This is a genomic window from Citrobacter sp. Marseille-Q5395 (assembly GCF_947057495.1).
GTDB classification, from domain to species: Bacteria; Pseudomonadota; Gammaproteobacteria; order Enterobacterales; family Enterobacteriaceae; genus Citrobacter; species Citrobacter murliniae.
Map to the genome: position 1 here is coordinate 48560 of NZ_CAMSEL010000004.1, position 15064 is coordinate 63623.

Below are 15064 nucleotides of genomic sequence, written 5' to 3' on the forward strand. Positions count from 1 at the left end.
AACTTTTCGCACAGGATGTCCATGAAAAAACTCGAATGGGGTAAATACGCGCTGATCTATCTTGCGGGGTTTCTGACCAGTTTCAGTGGAGCTTTAGATAGTTTAGTGAGAATTCCTTCCTCCTATAAAGAATTAAAGAATACGTACATCTACGATAGCGAATTTTTAACAGGTCAATGGTCAACAAATGCTGAATACTCAGCGGACAGTGGCGAACTGGGATTAGATCCTTCACAACCAAAGATGACTTTGAGTATGGAGGCATCCGAGGACGGAAGCGCGAGCGGTGAAATGATGAGTGAAAAAATCTGTGATGCTCTACCGCTTACTTGGGACATTAGGCTTGAAGCAGACGCGCCGACATTCCGTGATTTCTTCCTTAACCGAAAGTTTTATTTGAAGCAGTTGCATGAAGGCAGAATGCAAACTGTTGCAGTATTGGAATTAATTAACGAGGATAGAAAGCGTGGGGCAATGACGTTTAAAGTTGTTGCTGATGGTACAGGTGCACTACCGAAGCAAATAACATTGGCTAAAAACCTCCCTCAGTTTAAGTCTGATTTCAAAGAGTTGTCCGATTATTGTGCAGAATCACCAACGAAATTCTGGAAGGATTATTATCAGAGGCAAGGCAAAAAGTTTCCATGATAAAGGGGGAATGCGCCCCCTTACGTGTTATCGGCTATCCTCTCAAAGCCTGTAACCACATCATAAGCAAATGAAGCTGGCTTCCTGTCATAGCTGGCAATACAAGAGAAAATGTGATGAAAATATTAGCTCTACTTGTTTGTTTTATAAGTTCTTTGGCATTTGCTGATGAGACAGGAGGTACTCAAAAAACGAAGATTGTTGTACCACCTGATTTCTTGAAACAGTTCTTCACCATAACCAGCGTGAAAATTTCAACACTAGATGGTTATGTCCCGATAGTGGAAACACGAAATAAGGTCGTTAAACTTCCTGCGCAACGTATAGATTCTCTCAACTATACAGTGAGAGTTGATTCAACTGATGCAGGTTTTATCAATGATGTGGCTAGTAGTGACCACGGTATAAAAGGGATATTGGTTTGTAATAACCCTTCAATAAAATCACTGATTATGAGTAAAAATGCCGTTGTTTTAGTATCCGTTGAGAATAAAGAGGGGGAACCTATGTCTGTGACGCTATATGACAGCGAAAGTTGCAAGAAAAAATCGAATGCTTAGGGGGACTTACACTGTTGGTTCTTGGTTCATCGAGCGGATATGCTGAATTCTAAATACATGCTCATTATAAGGATACTCAGCACAGCAATATGTGAACATCTACTCCATTGTGGCAAGAAGGGGAGCTTTACGTTTTCTATCTACTAATTGCAGAAGGGCTGGGGAAAACTGAGAACACTACAAGGCAGGTAGTCATCCACCCTAAGTTAATCGAATGGGGTTTCATGGAGTACGTTGACCGCCAGTGGAAAGAGCGGGTTTTCTCAGAAGTGGCAGGTACGAACATGACAAAGATCGGTAAAGTGTTTGCGGATCTGCGTGATCAGCTTGGTATTCCGTATCTTGATGATTATGGGCAACGGCGGTTGCTGCATTCTATCCGTCACTCGGTCTGTTCTTCGGCAATGGCTGGCTGGGTCTCTAACATTCTTCATCTGCAACAGACGGTAGGTCACGAGAAGAGCGGAGGGATCACTAAACGCTATCTGCATATGTTTCCGCTGTCTTCGGTATGTTATGTAATTGATGGTATTTGTTGGGTTTGAAACAATGTGTAACTAATCGCACGCTAAGCCACTATGTTATAACTTATTGTTTTTAATTGATATTATAAGATTGTCTGATTTTTCCATGTTACTAATGTAGATGATATTATCTTTTCGAAAGGCTCTTAACCGCATAGATATAGATGGGTGGGGATGTAGATTAAGAGCTTTAAAATAGGAACGTTAGTGTGATGCAGGTCACGTTCCTTTTGATAAAACCATATTGTCTGTGAAGGTTGCTATCTGCTATTATAGAAGCAATAATCGTATGAAATTATTGAAAAATAAGGCAAGGCATTTCAATGGCTCTAAAAGTTTTTATAAGCTACTCACATAAAGATGAAACATATAAAGATACTTTAGATGAACATTTGGCTTTACTAAAGCGTAAGGAAGTTATTGATACATGGAATGATAGAAGGCTAATACCCGGTCAAAAATGGGAGGCCGAGATATCTGAGAATCTATTGGATTCAGATATCATTATTTTTCTTGTTAGTTCGAGCTTCATTTCTTCCGATTATTGTTATGGTATAGAGATGAAAAAGGCATTAGAACAACATAATAGCGGTGATAGCATTGTTGTACCATTAATTATTCGCCCTTGTGATTGGGCATCGGCAGATTTCGGAAGTATACAAGGTCTGCCAAAAGATGCGAATCCAGTGTCTAAATGGGAGAATGAAGATGATGCTTGGTTAGATGCAGTCAACGGTATTAAAAAGTTAATCAGTAGCATTGGTGAAAAAAAAAACTAACTCCATCATCGTCACAAGTCTTGGTTAGCAAAGAAACTTTAAAATGGTTGGATGATACAGAGGTTGTTTTAACGCATAGAGCTGTAACTAAAGTAACACTACGTGATATCTATGTTTCTTGTGACATGAAAAATGCCACAGCCGCTGATGTTGTCAAAGGTAATGAAGTAGAATATATAAATTCCGATACTATCATAAGTAAGCAAAATTATTATTTGATTACAGGGGAAGAGCAACAAGGGAAAACATCCTTACTCAAAAATACTTTTAGGAGATTAGCTGAGGGTGGGATTCCTGTAGTATATATTGATGCAAGAAATATCAAGACATCTGATATTGATGTGGTTATTGGAAGTGAATTAAAAAAACAATATGATAACTTTTCTATTGAAAGTTTTTTACACGAAGATATAAAGACTGTTCTAATTGATGGGATCGACTTTATTGGGTTAAATAATAAATATCGCGATCTTTTCCTGTCTAATTTGAAAGAAAAATTCCAGCACATAATAATCACATGTAATACATCTTATTCATATATCTATCCGGAAATTTATGAGTTAAATGATTTTTCCGTATATGATCTATTAGGTCTTGGTCATGCTAAACGTACCGAGCTAATAGAAAAGTGGATTTCCTTAGGTAAAGAGGAGTCTATAGATGAATCTACATTGTATGAGCAATGTGATGAGTTCAAACTCAAGTTAGATACTATCATTAGAAAAAATATTGTTCCTCCAAAGCCAATTTATGTTTTAATTTTGTTACAGATGTTTGAAGCCTATTCTCAGCAAAATCTCGAAATGACTTCATATGGACACTGTTACCAGCAATTAGTTTATCAATCCTTTGATCATGCAAAAATCCCTAAAAAAGATGTTGAAAAATACCTCAATGTATTGACTGAATTAGCATGGAGAATGCATACAAATAATGGTTTTATACCTGAGTCTGAGTTGCCATTGTTTTTTAAAAACTATGGGAGTATATATTTAACAGTAAATGGTGAAGAAATTATAAAAATATTAAGAAATAATTCTATATTATTTTCTGATGGGTTGAATATAAGATTTAAGTATCCTTATTTATTTTATTTCTTTGCCGCAAAAAAAATCGCGGAACAATATGTGCAAGATGAACAGGTTCGTAGTGGTTTTCGTAATCTTTTGTCATCATTGCACAGAGAGGATTATGCAAACATATTGGTTTTTGTAACTCATCATACAAAAGATTCTTGGGTTTTAACTGAAATCAAAAATACGCTTTCTGAGCTTTTTCACGAGCAGCAACCAGCCACTCTTAATAAAGATCAGCTTACCTTTATGAGTGAATTTATTGCACAAATCCCTGAGCTTATTTTAGAGCAAAGAGAAATTAAAACCGAGCGTGAAAAACATGATCGGCAACTTGACAAAATAGAAAAAGTGCATGCTGATACAAATCATTCAGATGAAGACTATGAACAACCAGATATATTAGCAAAAATAAATAAAACCTTCAAAGGGATGGAGGTTTCCGGACAGATTATTCGTAATAGATATGCAACTCTGACACGGCAAGATTTATACGATTTAGCATCTAACGGTTCTGAAACAGGTTTAAGGTTTTTGGAATATTTTATCCAACTCTCGAATACTGCCAAAACTGAAATTGTTTCACTTATTGAAAATACACTGAAAGAACATCCGAATTTAACTGATGAGCAAATAAGTAAACAAGCCAAGCATGTTTTTCTACAAATGACATATGGTGTAATCAATGGTGTTATACGAAAAATAGCTTCATCAATTGGCTCCAGAGAAGCGTCAGAAATTTACTCATCGCTTAAGTATAAAGATTCCGAATCTCCAGCGATTATATTGCTTAATCAAGCTATTGAACTGCAATTTATGCGGATAATTAATATTCCAAAGCTATCTGATACTACACAAAAATTGAAGGGTAATCCGGTATGTCTCAGAATATTAAAGGAAATGGTTATTCAGCATACGTACATGTTCCCTGTAGGGTATAAGGAAAAACAACAAATAGCTGAACTACTCGACTTAAGTGTCAAACAGCAACGTATAATGGATTCAAAGAAAATAGGGAAGGCTTAATAAAAATAAATGAATGCATCCATAGTCGCATCATTTATTTCCAGTTGCCTCTAATTCTCGTTATAGCGATTAAGGATACTTAATCGCTACTAATAGTTACTACTATGATCATGTTGCTTTGTTGCTTTGTTGCTTGAGCTGCTAAGCTCTAACTTATTCAACTCCTGAACTAAGAAACCAGAATTATCAAATATCAGAGAGATGATCGAATGTCTTTAATCGGTAGAAGGTGGCTTTGCTGATCGCTAACCTTTCTTGGACTGCTGCTGGTGGTAAACCTTGTGCTAACAACTCTTGTACCTGTTCAACTGTCGCTTTAATAGGTCTGCCGCAATGCTTACCTTCTGATTGTGCACGTTTTATTCCTGCTGTTCTACGTTCTGCTATCAGATCTTTTTCCAGGCTGGCAAGTCCTGCCATCATAGTCAGCATCGCTTTACCAACTGGTGTTGATAGGTCGAACCCTTCACGCAAGCTGACAACTTTCACGCCTTTTGTCTGCAACATTTCCACGGTGGAAAGAACATCAATCGTGTTACGCCCCAGGCGGTCTATAGCAATCACGATCAGCGTATCGCCTTCTCGCACATAGCTTAGTAGTTCACCAAACCCTGGACGTTCTCCTGCCTTAATTGCACCACTCACCGCTTCATCGCTGAACCAGCGAGTGACGCTATAACCAGCATCGGCAATCTGCTGCTTCTGGTTTTCAACGTTCTGGTCGCTGGTGGAAACTCGCACGTATCCGATCACAGTAGTCATGATGCTCTCTAAGTCTCAAAAGATAGTATCAAAATAATAACTGTCTCAAAATAAAAGATCAACCTTTTGAGATAAGGCGAAACCGCATTCTGTGGTTGCGTCGATGTGGTCTTAAAAGGAGATGGTTTTGAGACTTGAAACGAGGAGTTGAATTCGTTTTGACGAGCGAAGATGAAAATGGCGTGATCACTCACGCCAGTCGTTGCATGAGATGATTATTCTTTGAAGAACTGTGTGACTGCCCATCCACCATGACCGCCTGGGGTAATGAAGAAAACAAACCCCTTATCGTCTACGTTTTGAATCTCAACTGCCATCGATTCTTTTAGGAGACGGCATTTACCGGAAGTGATGAGGCCCATCATACCCTGTTGGTCTTTGTCCTGGATGTAACTGATCATCTCGTAAAAGTCGGTCAGCTTTTTACAGTTAAATGTACCTTCCTTTAGGGTTGCGGTATCTCCATGACTCAATGCATAAGCGTTCGGTATCACTGACAAAAATATGGCGGCTGCGAATAGTTTTTTCATTACCGCCCCTTATAGCTCGGAGCATTCGCTGAGGTTGTAAGTGCCTTTTCTACCGTCATCATTAACCAGATGCAGAACAAAAATGAGCGGGTTGCCGTCAATGAAAGACACGGCGACATTGCCGTTGTCGGTGCTATAGAGCTTGGCAATTTGCTTCTCCCCGATGTACGAGAGATCCCAGCTTGCGTTATTTAAACTGAAATGCATCTGAGAACCATCAATTTCAATGCTGGATTGTGCTGTGACTGTCTTCCCATTGCTACCCAGTTGCCCTTGCTGAAGAGCTTCACATTGATAGGAGCTTGCATAAGTTGACAGAGGCAGTAGTAAGAGTGCAGCAAGAGTTATCCCCTTCATAACGTTCCTTTATTCGATTGGTGTTAGACATTCATCGGGAATCAGTATAAAACCATCAATTGATAAAAACGATCGGTTTATCATTTATCGATCGATAAAATTGATCAATGTTGAAACTATAATGTCTTGCACAGTTCTTCGCTATGGATGAGTCTTGATAGACGAAAGAGCATGCACAGGAGAAATGCAGTGAGAAGAGCACTGATAGTGATATTTGGGTTACTGGTTTCACAGATGGCAGCAGCAGGACAGATCACAATGACCGATCCCCAGCAGGATACGACCGAAAATGGTAAGACGCGTTGCACCTACGAAAACAGCATCTATCTGTTCACCTACGTTACCAAAGGAAAATGCCCATATGCGAAGACATTTGATACTGCGGACTCAGAGTGAAGGGGACTTAAAATCGAAAGTGTTGTTTAATATCACGTAAAGACAGGTGTGCTTAGCACAAGCCTCCAACGGATTGATTGTTAATTCTTCTGATAACGGCACGGCGCAAGGCTTTACGCAAAGTTATTGATAGTTTCAGTCGTTACTATTTAGTTGGTTTAGCAACTTCATCCCGAATCAACGGTGCTTATTTACCTGCGAATTACCGCCGGGTTAGATGTCTTTTTGATAGGAAATACTTAGGGTTGTTGCATGGACGATTCGGAGTGAGCAGGGCGACGTTCTACCGTAGGGTCAAGAGTTTATCGGTAATCGACGCGAAGCGCCGGAACCATACTATTATGCGCTGGCCTTGGTGACAGGCTCACGCCGCGCATGAAAGATAGCCATTACAGGAGAGATCATTTTTGACAAGTTACCTTCATCAAAGGTGCTCCTCCTGTGCAGGTGCTTGTTATGCTCGCTACGCTCCCAAACATAAACCTATTAAACCCAACTAACTTAAGGTTAGCTAATTGGTTTTCTCTCTCTTGGGCTACTACCGCCCAAACTTTGCTTAATGCCATCCAGCGACTACGCCGCCATTAACAACACTCTGCAATGATCCAATGGCATTCCTGCCTAATGTCATCCACCGATCTTGATTAACCACCAACCAAACAACCACCCTAAATCCTTTAGGCTGTCTGTTTATCTGGTGCAAGGTAGCTATGACATTACCATACGTGCAAACATCCCAATCCAATCATCACTGATTGTCTCGTGCTGATGCACTTCAGTGCAGAGAGAGAATCTCTCTACTATTATAGCGAATTTGGTAGGTGTCTGTATTTAAAGGGAAAAATAGTGTGAAAATCGCCATTTTTCACTTTTTTTCTCAAGAAATGGCGAGATGGTGTTCGTGAATGGAAGGCAGGGCTGTCTTCTCTGGTGGCAACTCCTACCACAGATTTTGATTTACAGCAACCATCCATTCCTGGTATAAAGAGCACTAATCGCAAAGCAAAAATGCAACACGTTGAAAATAATCAAAAATATTTTACGAAATCACCGTTTGGGTATTGACAAACGTTAGTGAAATAGTGTACTATGGTAAGTATGAAGGGGAGAAAACCTTCTGAAACTTTTCAGCCCTGGGCGGGGTAACTGCCTGGGGCTTTTTGCATCCAAAATCCGAAGGAGGCCATTATTGAAGTATTACAACAGTGACCAGGTGTTTAATGACCTGGTGAACGGCGAAGTGAAACGCCACGTTATTTACGCATCAATGCAAGCAGCAAAATCGAGAGGGTATACAGACCGAATGGAAATGTTTCAATCTGCACTTATCCGTTATGACCAATACCGAAAGGAGAACACCAACTAAGGAGGAACATTGATTCAAGCATACGAAGACGGTTATTTTTTCAGAGATGCCCCGCAACACGATCACCCGCTTTCAGCATTTTCCAGACCTACCCAACAACTCGTTTCTTTAGATAATGTTCTGTACGTTGTCGAAGTGGAAAGTGGTGAAATTCTTCACTACGATTCGACAGAGTATTTGCTTGATGGCGGTATTGTTCAGGGTCTGCATTTGAGCTACTCGATAGCAGATACCGCTAAATCAAAACAGGCACACCGTGAATACGCTAATAAGTTGGGCGACCTTCCAGGGAATGCATCCTATAACGGGATCAAGGAATACGCAGACGTATTAACCAAGCCAGATTTCACGAAAGTATTTGCATTGTGTAACGAAGTTGACAGGCGAAACTTAGCATTTATTAAACGTGCAGATCTGTGCGTAATACTGAACACCACGCCGGATCATCTCAATCGTGTTTTATCTGGTCTTGAGCGTAAACACTACATCAAAGTTGATAAAGCTGAACACCAGAAAGGCACTTTGAAAGTGTGGGTTAATCCTTCGTTTGTCTGGAAAGGCGATTTAGCAAACCGCTACTTATCTGGACACATGCAGGGCTTTCCGATTCTGGAGCGAAAACGCCCCATAAAACGCTCTGACGTGCTCGATACGCTTACGGCGGCTGCTATGGTTGCTTATGATGCCTGGCACATTGAACACGGACACAAGGTCAATCAGCCTCATTCTAATGAATGGTACGCAGAGATCACGCTGTACGACAACGCCTACGGCGAAGGTGTACGCCTTGCATCAGAAAATCAGACATTAAACAGGTTATTGAACCCGGCAACATCTGAGGATGACTACATCCGTGAGTTATTCACTACGACCCAATACCGGGAATACTTGCAAATATTAGCAAAACTAACAAGGAGAACATATTGATCGAATATTTAATAAGATACGACGCTGACTGTACTCAGAATAATGATGCTCAAGTATGATTATCGCACTCTACTGGTATCTGCTATTCCTGTTTATCTGGGATGTAATCCGCACCTTTGAACGACGTAGAAAAACAGAACGCAAAACTGAATCTCGGGATGTTTTAGGTAGTGGCTGATACTGAAAAGGGGCTTACGCCCCTTTTTCATTTCTGGAAGTCAACCACACAAAGCAGGTCTTTTAGTGATGGGCGGTGCGTGTAAATGGACGTTACTCCTAAACTCTGTGTCCTTGAATGACCGACAACAAACTGCATCAAAGGTAAAGATACGCTTCCAGATGCAAGGCAATGGCTCACGAAAGTGTGACGAAGGCTATGTATGCGCCTTTTTAGTCCAAACTCATCATAATCAGGAACACCAGTTTCATTCATCAACTTAGCCCATTCTTCAGTAGCGGTAGTGTAGTTAGGTAAGTCAAAGAAAATTAGATCGCTATCATTAAGAGTTTCGGCAAGATTGAGCAAACCTGACTCTAAAATCCTATGGAGTGGTATCTGGCGTTGGGCTTGTTCGGTTTTCCCATCTTCTATAAAAATGTACCAGCGTGAAGTTTCTTCATCTAAACGAATGTCCCGCTTTCTGATAGAGGCAATCTCACCACGTCGAGCACCAGTATAAATGAGGGTAAGGAAGTACCATTTGCGCCAATCGTTGTTTTCCAGTGAGAACAGCTTGGTCTTAAGTTTACTCAACTCAGCGTTACTGAAATGGCCTCTACGGTTTGGCTTCACCTCAAATGAGATTCCGTCGGTAGGGGATTTCTCTAACAGATCTTTGGTGTCAACGAGGTAAGTTTTAAAAAGCGAGCGCCAGATCTTGAGATGTTTTACAACATGCTGGCTACTGATCAGGTCTTCCTCTGGAACGTCATAATCAATGCATTCAGGCAAAGATAGATGCTTGTATGGCAGCTTAATACGAGTAGGTAAGTTTTCGGTCACTTTCAGCGCTTCACGAATATCTTGCTTTGTAACCCGATCAATCGGTTTATCACCAACAACGTAAATCAGTACATCAAAGAAACGCTGGTTCTCGTTAGCAATGCTTGCACGCCATTTTTGACCTTTTTCTTCAACATACCGAGTCCATGCTTCGGATAGTTTGATTTCCTGGCTTGCTGTGTCTTTAAATTCCGTTGATAAAGACTAATACTTTGCGGTGAGGATTTCAGTTTCTGCTCTTCTAACTGAGCTTGCAGTGTGGCAATGAGTTGGCGATATCGCAGCAGATCATTCGAAAAGAATGCTTCATAGGCTTGCGCGACGGTCGCGCGGCTCATATCAATAGCAGCGCCCACTTGATTAGCAAGGGGCAAATCATCCTTGGAAAGTTCAAGTTTCATCATCTGAAGACTTGCAAGCACTTCGTTTGCCAATTGATCGCTACCATTCATCATGCGTTGGAAGTGTGCTTCTGAGTAACCTTGAGCTGCCTCAATCGTATCAGAAGCTGTTAAAGGATGGTCAGGATTCATGTTTCTGTGCCATCGTCCTAACTCTGGCAGACGCTTCACTTCGGCAACATCCCTTTCGAGTGCATGTAGAAGATAGTTGTCAAAGTCCTGCTTAGTAGCGGCTCGGTAGCCCTGTATTTTGCGTTTGAACTCATCGAGGCTCATCGTTCCATTCTGCACAAGGGAAATGAAAGGACGGATTTGGTTCATGATCACTTCTGCTTGCTTTCGGCTATCAGTACCGAGACTTAAGCGCACAAAACTTGTTGAATCATTTAGTCTAAAGTTAGTGTAATATGTGCGCCCACGAATCATTGTGTGTGACAGCTTGTGTGACACGTTGTTTGCCATTCTGTGTACCATGAAAGAGTTACAGATCAATGAGTTAAGTTGATGTTTTAGTTAACTCGTTGTTTTTGAAAGTATACCAGACGCCTGTGAAGGCGACACCTAAAGGAAGCTCTATGAGCGAAAAGTTACAAAAAGTGCTGGCGCGCGCTGGCCACGGTTCTCGCCGTGAAATTGAATCCATTATTGCAGCGGGTCGCGTGAGCGTTGATGGCAAAATCGCCACGCTCGGCGATCGCGTTGAAGTGACGCCTGGTCTGAAAATCCGTATCGATGGTCATCTGATTTCGGTGAAAGAATCTGCGGAGCAAATCTGTCGCGTTCTGGCGTATTACAAGCCGGAAGGTGAACTGTGTACCCGTAATGACCCGGAAGGTCGCCCGACCGTTTTTGACCGTTTGCCAAAACTGCGCGATGCGCGCTGGATTGCAGTTGGTCGTCTGGATGTGAATACCTGTGGTTTACTGCTGTTTACCACTGATGGTGAGCTGGCGAACCGTCTGATGCACCCAAGCCGCGAAGTTGAACGTGAATACGCGGTGCGCGTGTTCGGCCAGGTTGATGATGCAAAACTGCGTGATCTGAGTCGTGGCGTGCAACTGGAAGATGGTCCGGCTGCATTTAAAACGATCAAATTCAGCGGTGGTGAAGGGATTAACCAGTGGTATAACGTCACGTTGACTGAAGGGCGTAACCGCGAAGTGCGTCGTTTGTGGGAAGCTGTAGGCGTACAGGTTAGTCGTTTGATCCGCGTGCGTTATGGCGATATCCCGCTGCCAAAAGGTTTGCCACGTGGTGGCTGGACCGAGCTGGACCTGGCGCAGACAAACTATTTGCGTGAGCTGGTGGAGTTAAAGCCGGAAACCTCATCGAAAGTCGCCGTTGAGAAAGATCGACGTCGTATGAAAGCGAACCAGATCCGCCGTGCGGTTAAGCGCCACACCCAGGTCGGCAGCAGTCGTCGTCCGGGTGGTCGCAGCAACAACGGTTAATCATGAGTAGGCCTGATAAGCAACGCGCCATCAGGCGTTAGCGCGTGGAGCCGGATGCGGCGTAAGCGCCTTATCCGGCCTACTGTTAGTAATCGATCCCCATCTGGGCTTTCACGCCCGCTTCAAAGGCGTGCTTAACCGGGCGCAGCTCGCTGACCGTATCCGCTAACTCCAGAATATCGCGATGACATCCACGGCCGGTAATAATAACCGTCTGATGCGAAGGGCGGGTATTTAAGGCGTTGAGAACCTCTTCAAGCGGCAAATAGTCATATGCCACCATATACGTCAGTTCATCCAGTACCACCATATCCAGCTCAGGATCGGCCAGCATGCGTTTACCATGTTCCCACACGGCCAGACAGGCGGCAGTGTCTGATTCACGGTTTTGGGTTTCCCAGGTAAATCCTGTCGCCATTACCTGAAACTCCACGCCGTGGGGTTCCAGTAAGTTTCTTTCACCGTTCGGCCACGTGCCTTTAATGAATTGCACTACGCCGACTTTTTTTCCATGACCGACTGCACGCGTGGCGGTACCAAACGCAGCGGTGGTTTTCCCCTTACCGTTGCCAGTAAAGACAATAATAATTCCGCGTTCATCACTGGCTGCGGCAACGCGTGCGTCAACCCGCTCTTTTACGCGTTGTTGGCGCTGCTGATAGCGTTCTTCACTCATTGGGCTATTCCTGGTTTACGGCCCGGTTGGGCGTCGAAGGTCATACCGGTTTTACGGCGGCTGTCGTCGCCCATCAGCCACAGGTAGAGCGGCATAATATCGGCGGGTGTTTTTAATTTTAGCGGATCTTCTGTCGGGAATGCGCTGGCTCGCATGCTGGTACGTGTACCGCCGGGATTGATACAGTTAACACGCAGATGGCGGTTCTGGTACTCATCTGCCAGAACCTGCATCATTCCTTCAGTAGCAAACTTGGAGGTAGCATATGCTCCCCAGTTGGCTCGTCCCTGGCGACCGACACTAGAAGACGTAAACACCAGCGACCCGGAATCAGACTGGAGTAATAAAGGTAACAGTGCCTGAGTCAGCATAAAAGTGGCATTCACGTTAACCTGCATCACATCCTGCCAGACCTGTGGATTTTGCTCACTCATAGGGCAGATATCGCCCAGTAATCCGGCATTGTGCAGAACGCCATCCAGGCGTGGATAATGCGTGGCGATACGCTGCGCCAGTTGGTGACACTCTTCAGAAGTGCAGGTCAGCAGATCCAGCGTAAACCACAGTGCTGTAGAGCTACTTTCAGCGGAAATTGCATGGGCGACCTGGCGCAGTTTATCTTCGTTGCGACCCAGCAGAATAACGGTCGCACCGTAGCGCGCGTAGGTTAGTGCGGCTTCACGTCCGATGCCATCACTGGCACCGGTGACCAGAATAATGCGATCGTGTAACAGATCTTGTTTAGGTTGGTAATGCACGGCTACTCCTCGGCGACGCTCTGGCCATCCCGTTCGCTATAACTTGTCGGCTTTATGCCTTAAACCCTGCTATTTTTCAATCAGCCAAAGGTAATAACACCGCAAAATGAACACTTTGTCATGCTTTTTGCTGATTCTGCTGCCGAATGGATGAAGCAAGACGAGCAAACACGCCTGTTGTACACTGAGCAAAAGTAGCGTTGTTAAACCAAGGTGGGATACGTGGAATTGTTGTCTGAATATGGGCTGTTTTTGGCAAAAATCATCACTGTCGTGGTGGCAATTGCGGTTATTGTCATGCTGATTGTGAATGCTACTCAACGCAAACGTCAGCGTGGGGAATTACGGGTCATCAATCTCAGTGAGCAATATAAAGAGATGAAAGAGGATCTGTCGATGGCCCTGTTGGACGGTCATCAGCAAAAACTGTGGCATAAAGCGCAGAAAAAAAAGCACAAGCTGGAAGCGAAAGCTGCCAAAGCAAAAGCGAAGCTGGGGGAAAGTGCATCATCAGACAAACCCCGCGTCTGGGTGCTCGATTTTAAAGGTAGTATGGATGCCCACGAAGTCAGTGCGTTACGCGAAGAGGTCACGGCGGTACTCGCGGTAGTAAAACCTCAGGATCAGGTGGTTGTTCGTCTGGAAAGTCCTGGCGGTGTGGTTCATGGTTATGGACTGGCTGCATCACAGTTACAGCGTCTGCGCGATAAGCAGATCCCGTTGACGGTAACGGTGGATAAAGTTGCGGCCAGCGGCGGATATATGATGGCCTGCGTGGCGGATAAAATTGTCTCAGCGCCGTTTGCCATTGTCGGCTCAATTGGGGTTGTTGCGCAGATCCCTAACTTTAACCGTTTTCTGAAAGGCAAAGACATTGATATTGAGCTACATACTGCCGGACAGTACAAACGGACGCTGACGTTGCTCGGTGAAAATACGGAAGAAGGGCGACAGAAGTTCCGCGAAGATCTGAACGAAACCCATCAGTTGTTTAAAGATTTTGTTCATCGCATGCGTCCGACGTTGGATATTGAACAGGTTGCCACCGGGGAGCACTGGTTTGGACAACAGGCGCTGGAAAATGGGCTGGTGGATGAGGTGAATACCAGCGACGAGGTGATCCTGAGCCTGATGGACGGTCGTGAGGTGCTTAACGTTCGCTATATGCAGCGTAAAAAGCTGATGGACCGCTTCACCGGTAGTGCGGCTGAAAGTGCCGATCGCATATTGCTGCGTTGGTGGCAGCGTGGGCAAAAACCACTGATGTAAGCTTTAAGACTATACAAATGAAAACGCGAGGCACAGGCCTCGCGTTTTGCTTTTAATCGATCAGGTGATACTTCTCAGAAAGTACGTGTGCCAGATGTTTAAACATATTAAACACAGCTGTACTTTTGGGCGTCGGTAGCCCTTGCTCGTCTAAAAAGTAATCTCCGCTGAAAACCAGCACACCATTACGCTGCGTGACTCCAGTGGCGACAATCCCCGCCAGCGTGTCCTCATGCTCACGAATGATTTTGTTGGCTTCAATCAGCAGTGTTTCGCGATCGATGGGTTGAGTGTCTTTATGCATTATTTACTCCTTAAACAAGGACATTAGTCTACGCCGAGCCCGGCTTTTGGGCAAATATTCCCTGACAAAAACGGTGGTTTTACGACAGTGTCGTTACTGGCGAGATTTGTTTTTGCATGCTAATAAAGTTGCGTAACGCATTTTATCAGGTACAGTGTGACGCTTTCGTCAATCTGGCAACAGATTTGCTTGACATTCGACCAACATTCCGTCGTGCTATAGCGTTTTCGTGCAAAAAATCCTGTTAACTCAGT

At 43.6% G+C, this 15064-nt stretch carries 16 protein-coding genes and 1 pseudogene; 9 read left to right on the plus strand and 8 right to left on the minus strand.

Going from position 1 to position 15064, the window contains the following annotated elements; all coding sequences use genetic code 11:
* Nucleotides 1-21: 21 nt before the first annotated feature.
* The 5 genes and pseudogenes from OH663_RS05270 to OH663_RS05290 all read left to right on the plus strand — a co-directional run bounded on the left by OH663_RS05270 (nt 22) and on the right by OH663_RS05290 (nt 4610).
* Nucleotides 22-648, plus strand: a complete 627-nt coding sequence (locus OH663_RS05270; protein ID WP_200010944.1) for a hypothetical protein — start codon at nt 22-24, stop codon at nt 646-648.
* Between the two features lie 116 nt (nt 649-764).
* Nucleotides 765-1208 carry a hypothetical protein gene (locus tag OH663_RS05275; protein ID WP_200010941.1) on the plus strand — a complete coding sequence of 148 codons (444 nt, stop codon included), beginning with the start codon at nt 765-767 and terminating at the stop codon, nt 1206-1208.
* 134 nt (nt 1209-1342) lie between these two features.
* Nucleotides 1343-1753, plus strand: a pseudogene (locus tag OH663_RS05280) (site-specific integrase); the annotation flags it as partial.
* A 302-nt stretch (nt 1754-2055) separates the two neighbouring features.
* The gene (locus tag OH663_RS05285; RefSeq protein WP_232051979.1) at nt 2056-2511 is read left to right on the plus strand and encodes a toll/interleukin-1 receptor domain-containing protein; all 456 of its coding nucleotides are present in this window, start codon (nt 2056-2058) and stop codon (nt 2509-2511) included.
* Between the two features lie 20 nt (nt 2512-2531).
* Nucleotides 2532-4610, plus strand: coding sequence for an NACHT domain-containing protein (locus OH663_RS05290; RefSeq protein ID WP_233633527.1), 2079 nt, complete (start codon nt 2532-2534; stop codon nt 4608-4610).
* A gap of 186 nt (nt 4611-4796) precedes the next feature.
* Here the strand turns inward: OH663_RS05290 and OH663_RS05295 are convergent, their stop codons facing one another.
* The 3 genes from OH663_RS05295 to OH663_RS05305 all read right to left on the minus strand — a co-directional run bounded on the left by OH663_RS05295 (nt 4797) and on the right by OH663_RS05305 (nt 6259).
* Entirely contained in the window at nt 4797-5372 is a 576-nt protein-coding gene (locus OH663_RS05295) for a recombinase family protein (RefSeq protein WP_200010936.1), read from the minus strand.
* A 215-nt stretch (nt 5373-5587) separates the two neighbouring features.
* On the minus strand, nt 5588-5902 hold the full coding sequence (locus OH663_RS05300) for a hypothetical protein (protein ID WP_063159757.1): 315 nt from the start codon (nt 5900-5902) through the stop codon (nt 5588-5590).
* Nucleotides 5903-5911: 9 nt separating this feature from the next.
* Entirely contained in the window at nt 5912-6259 is a 348-nt protein-coding gene (locus OH663_RS05305) for a hypothetical protein (RefSeq protein WP_088731940.1), read from the minus strand.
* Nucleotides 6260-6448: 189 nt separating this feature from the next.
* Between OH663_RS05305 and OH663_RS05310 the strand changes: the two genes are divergently transcribed.
* Both OH663_RS05310 and OH663_RS05315 read left to right on the plus strand, forming a co-directional pair.
* Nucleotides 6449-6655 carry a hypothetical protein gene (locus tag OH663_RS05310; protein WP_263525696.1) on the plus strand — a complete coding sequence of 69 codons (207 nt, stop codon included), beginning with the start codon at nt 6449-6451 and terminating at the stop codon, nt 6653-6655.
* A gap of 1375 nt (nt 6656-8030) precedes the next feature.
* The gene (locus OH663_RS05315; RefSeq protein WP_200010933.1) at nt 8031-8948 is read left to right on the plus strand and encodes a hypothetical protein; all 918 of its coding nucleotides are present in this window, start codon (nt 8031-8033) and stop codon (nt 8946-8948) included.
* A gap of 205 nt (nt 8949-9153) precedes the next feature.
* Here the strand turns inward: OH663_RS05315 and OH663_RS05320 are convergent, their stop codons facing one another.
* Together OH663_RS05320 and OH663_RS05325 are read right to left on the minus strand one after the other, a co-directional pair.
* The gene (locus OH663_RS05320) at nt 9154-9951 is read right to left on the minus strand and encodes a tyrosine-type recombinase/integrase (protein WP_263525697.1); all 798 of its coding nucleotides are present in this window, start codon (nt 9949-9951) and stop codon (nt 9154-9156) included.
* 65 nt (nt 9952-10016) lie between these two features.
* Complete coding sequence (locus OH663_RS05325) at nt 10017-10673, minus strand: hypothetical protein (protein ID WP_233633526.1); 657 nt, start codon at nt 10671-10673, stop codon at nt 10017-10019.
* A gap of 254 nt (nt 10674-10927) precedes the next feature.
* Here OH663_RS05325 and rluB point away from each other — a divergent pair, with 254 nt between their 5' ends.
* Nucleotides 10928-11803, plus strand: a complete 876-nt coding sequence (gene rluB / locus OH663_RS05330) for a 23S rRNA pseudouridine(2605) synthase RluB (protein ID WP_045443524.1) — start codon at nt 10928-10930, stop codon at nt 11801-11803.
* Nucleotides 11804-11888: 85 nt separating this feature from the next.
* Here rluB and cobO read toward each other — a convergent pair whose 3' ends face one another.
* Complete coding sequence (gene cobO / locus OH663_RS05335; protein WP_048221382.1) at nt 11889-12479, minus strand: cob(I)yrinic acid a,c-diamide adenosyltransferase; 591 nt, start codon at nt 12477-12479, stop codon at nt 11889-11891.
* Complete coding sequence (locus OH663_RS05340) at nt 12476-13237, minus strand: YciK family oxidoreductase (protein WP_045443519.1); 762 nt, start codon at nt 13235-13237, stop codon at nt 12476-12478. Before OH663_RS05340 ends, cobO begins: the two co-directional genes overlap by 4 nt.
* A gap of 222 nt (nt 13238-13459) precedes the next feature.
* Between OH663_RS05340 and sohB the strand changes: the two genes are divergently transcribed.
* Complete coding sequence (gene sohB / locus OH663_RS05345) at nt 13460-14506, plus strand: protease SohB (RefSeq protein WP_045443515.1); 1047 nt, start codon at nt 13460-13462, stop codon at nt 14504-14506.
* Nucleotides 14507-14558: 52 nt separating this feature from the next.
* Here sohB and OH663_RS05350 read toward each other — a convergent pair whose 3' ends face one another.
* Complete coding sequence (locus tag OH663_RS05350; protein WP_003020616.1) at nt 14559-14810, minus strand: YciN family protein; 252 nt, start codon at nt 14808-14810, stop codon at nt 14559-14561.
* Nucleotides 14811-15064 lie beyond the last annotated feature (254 nt).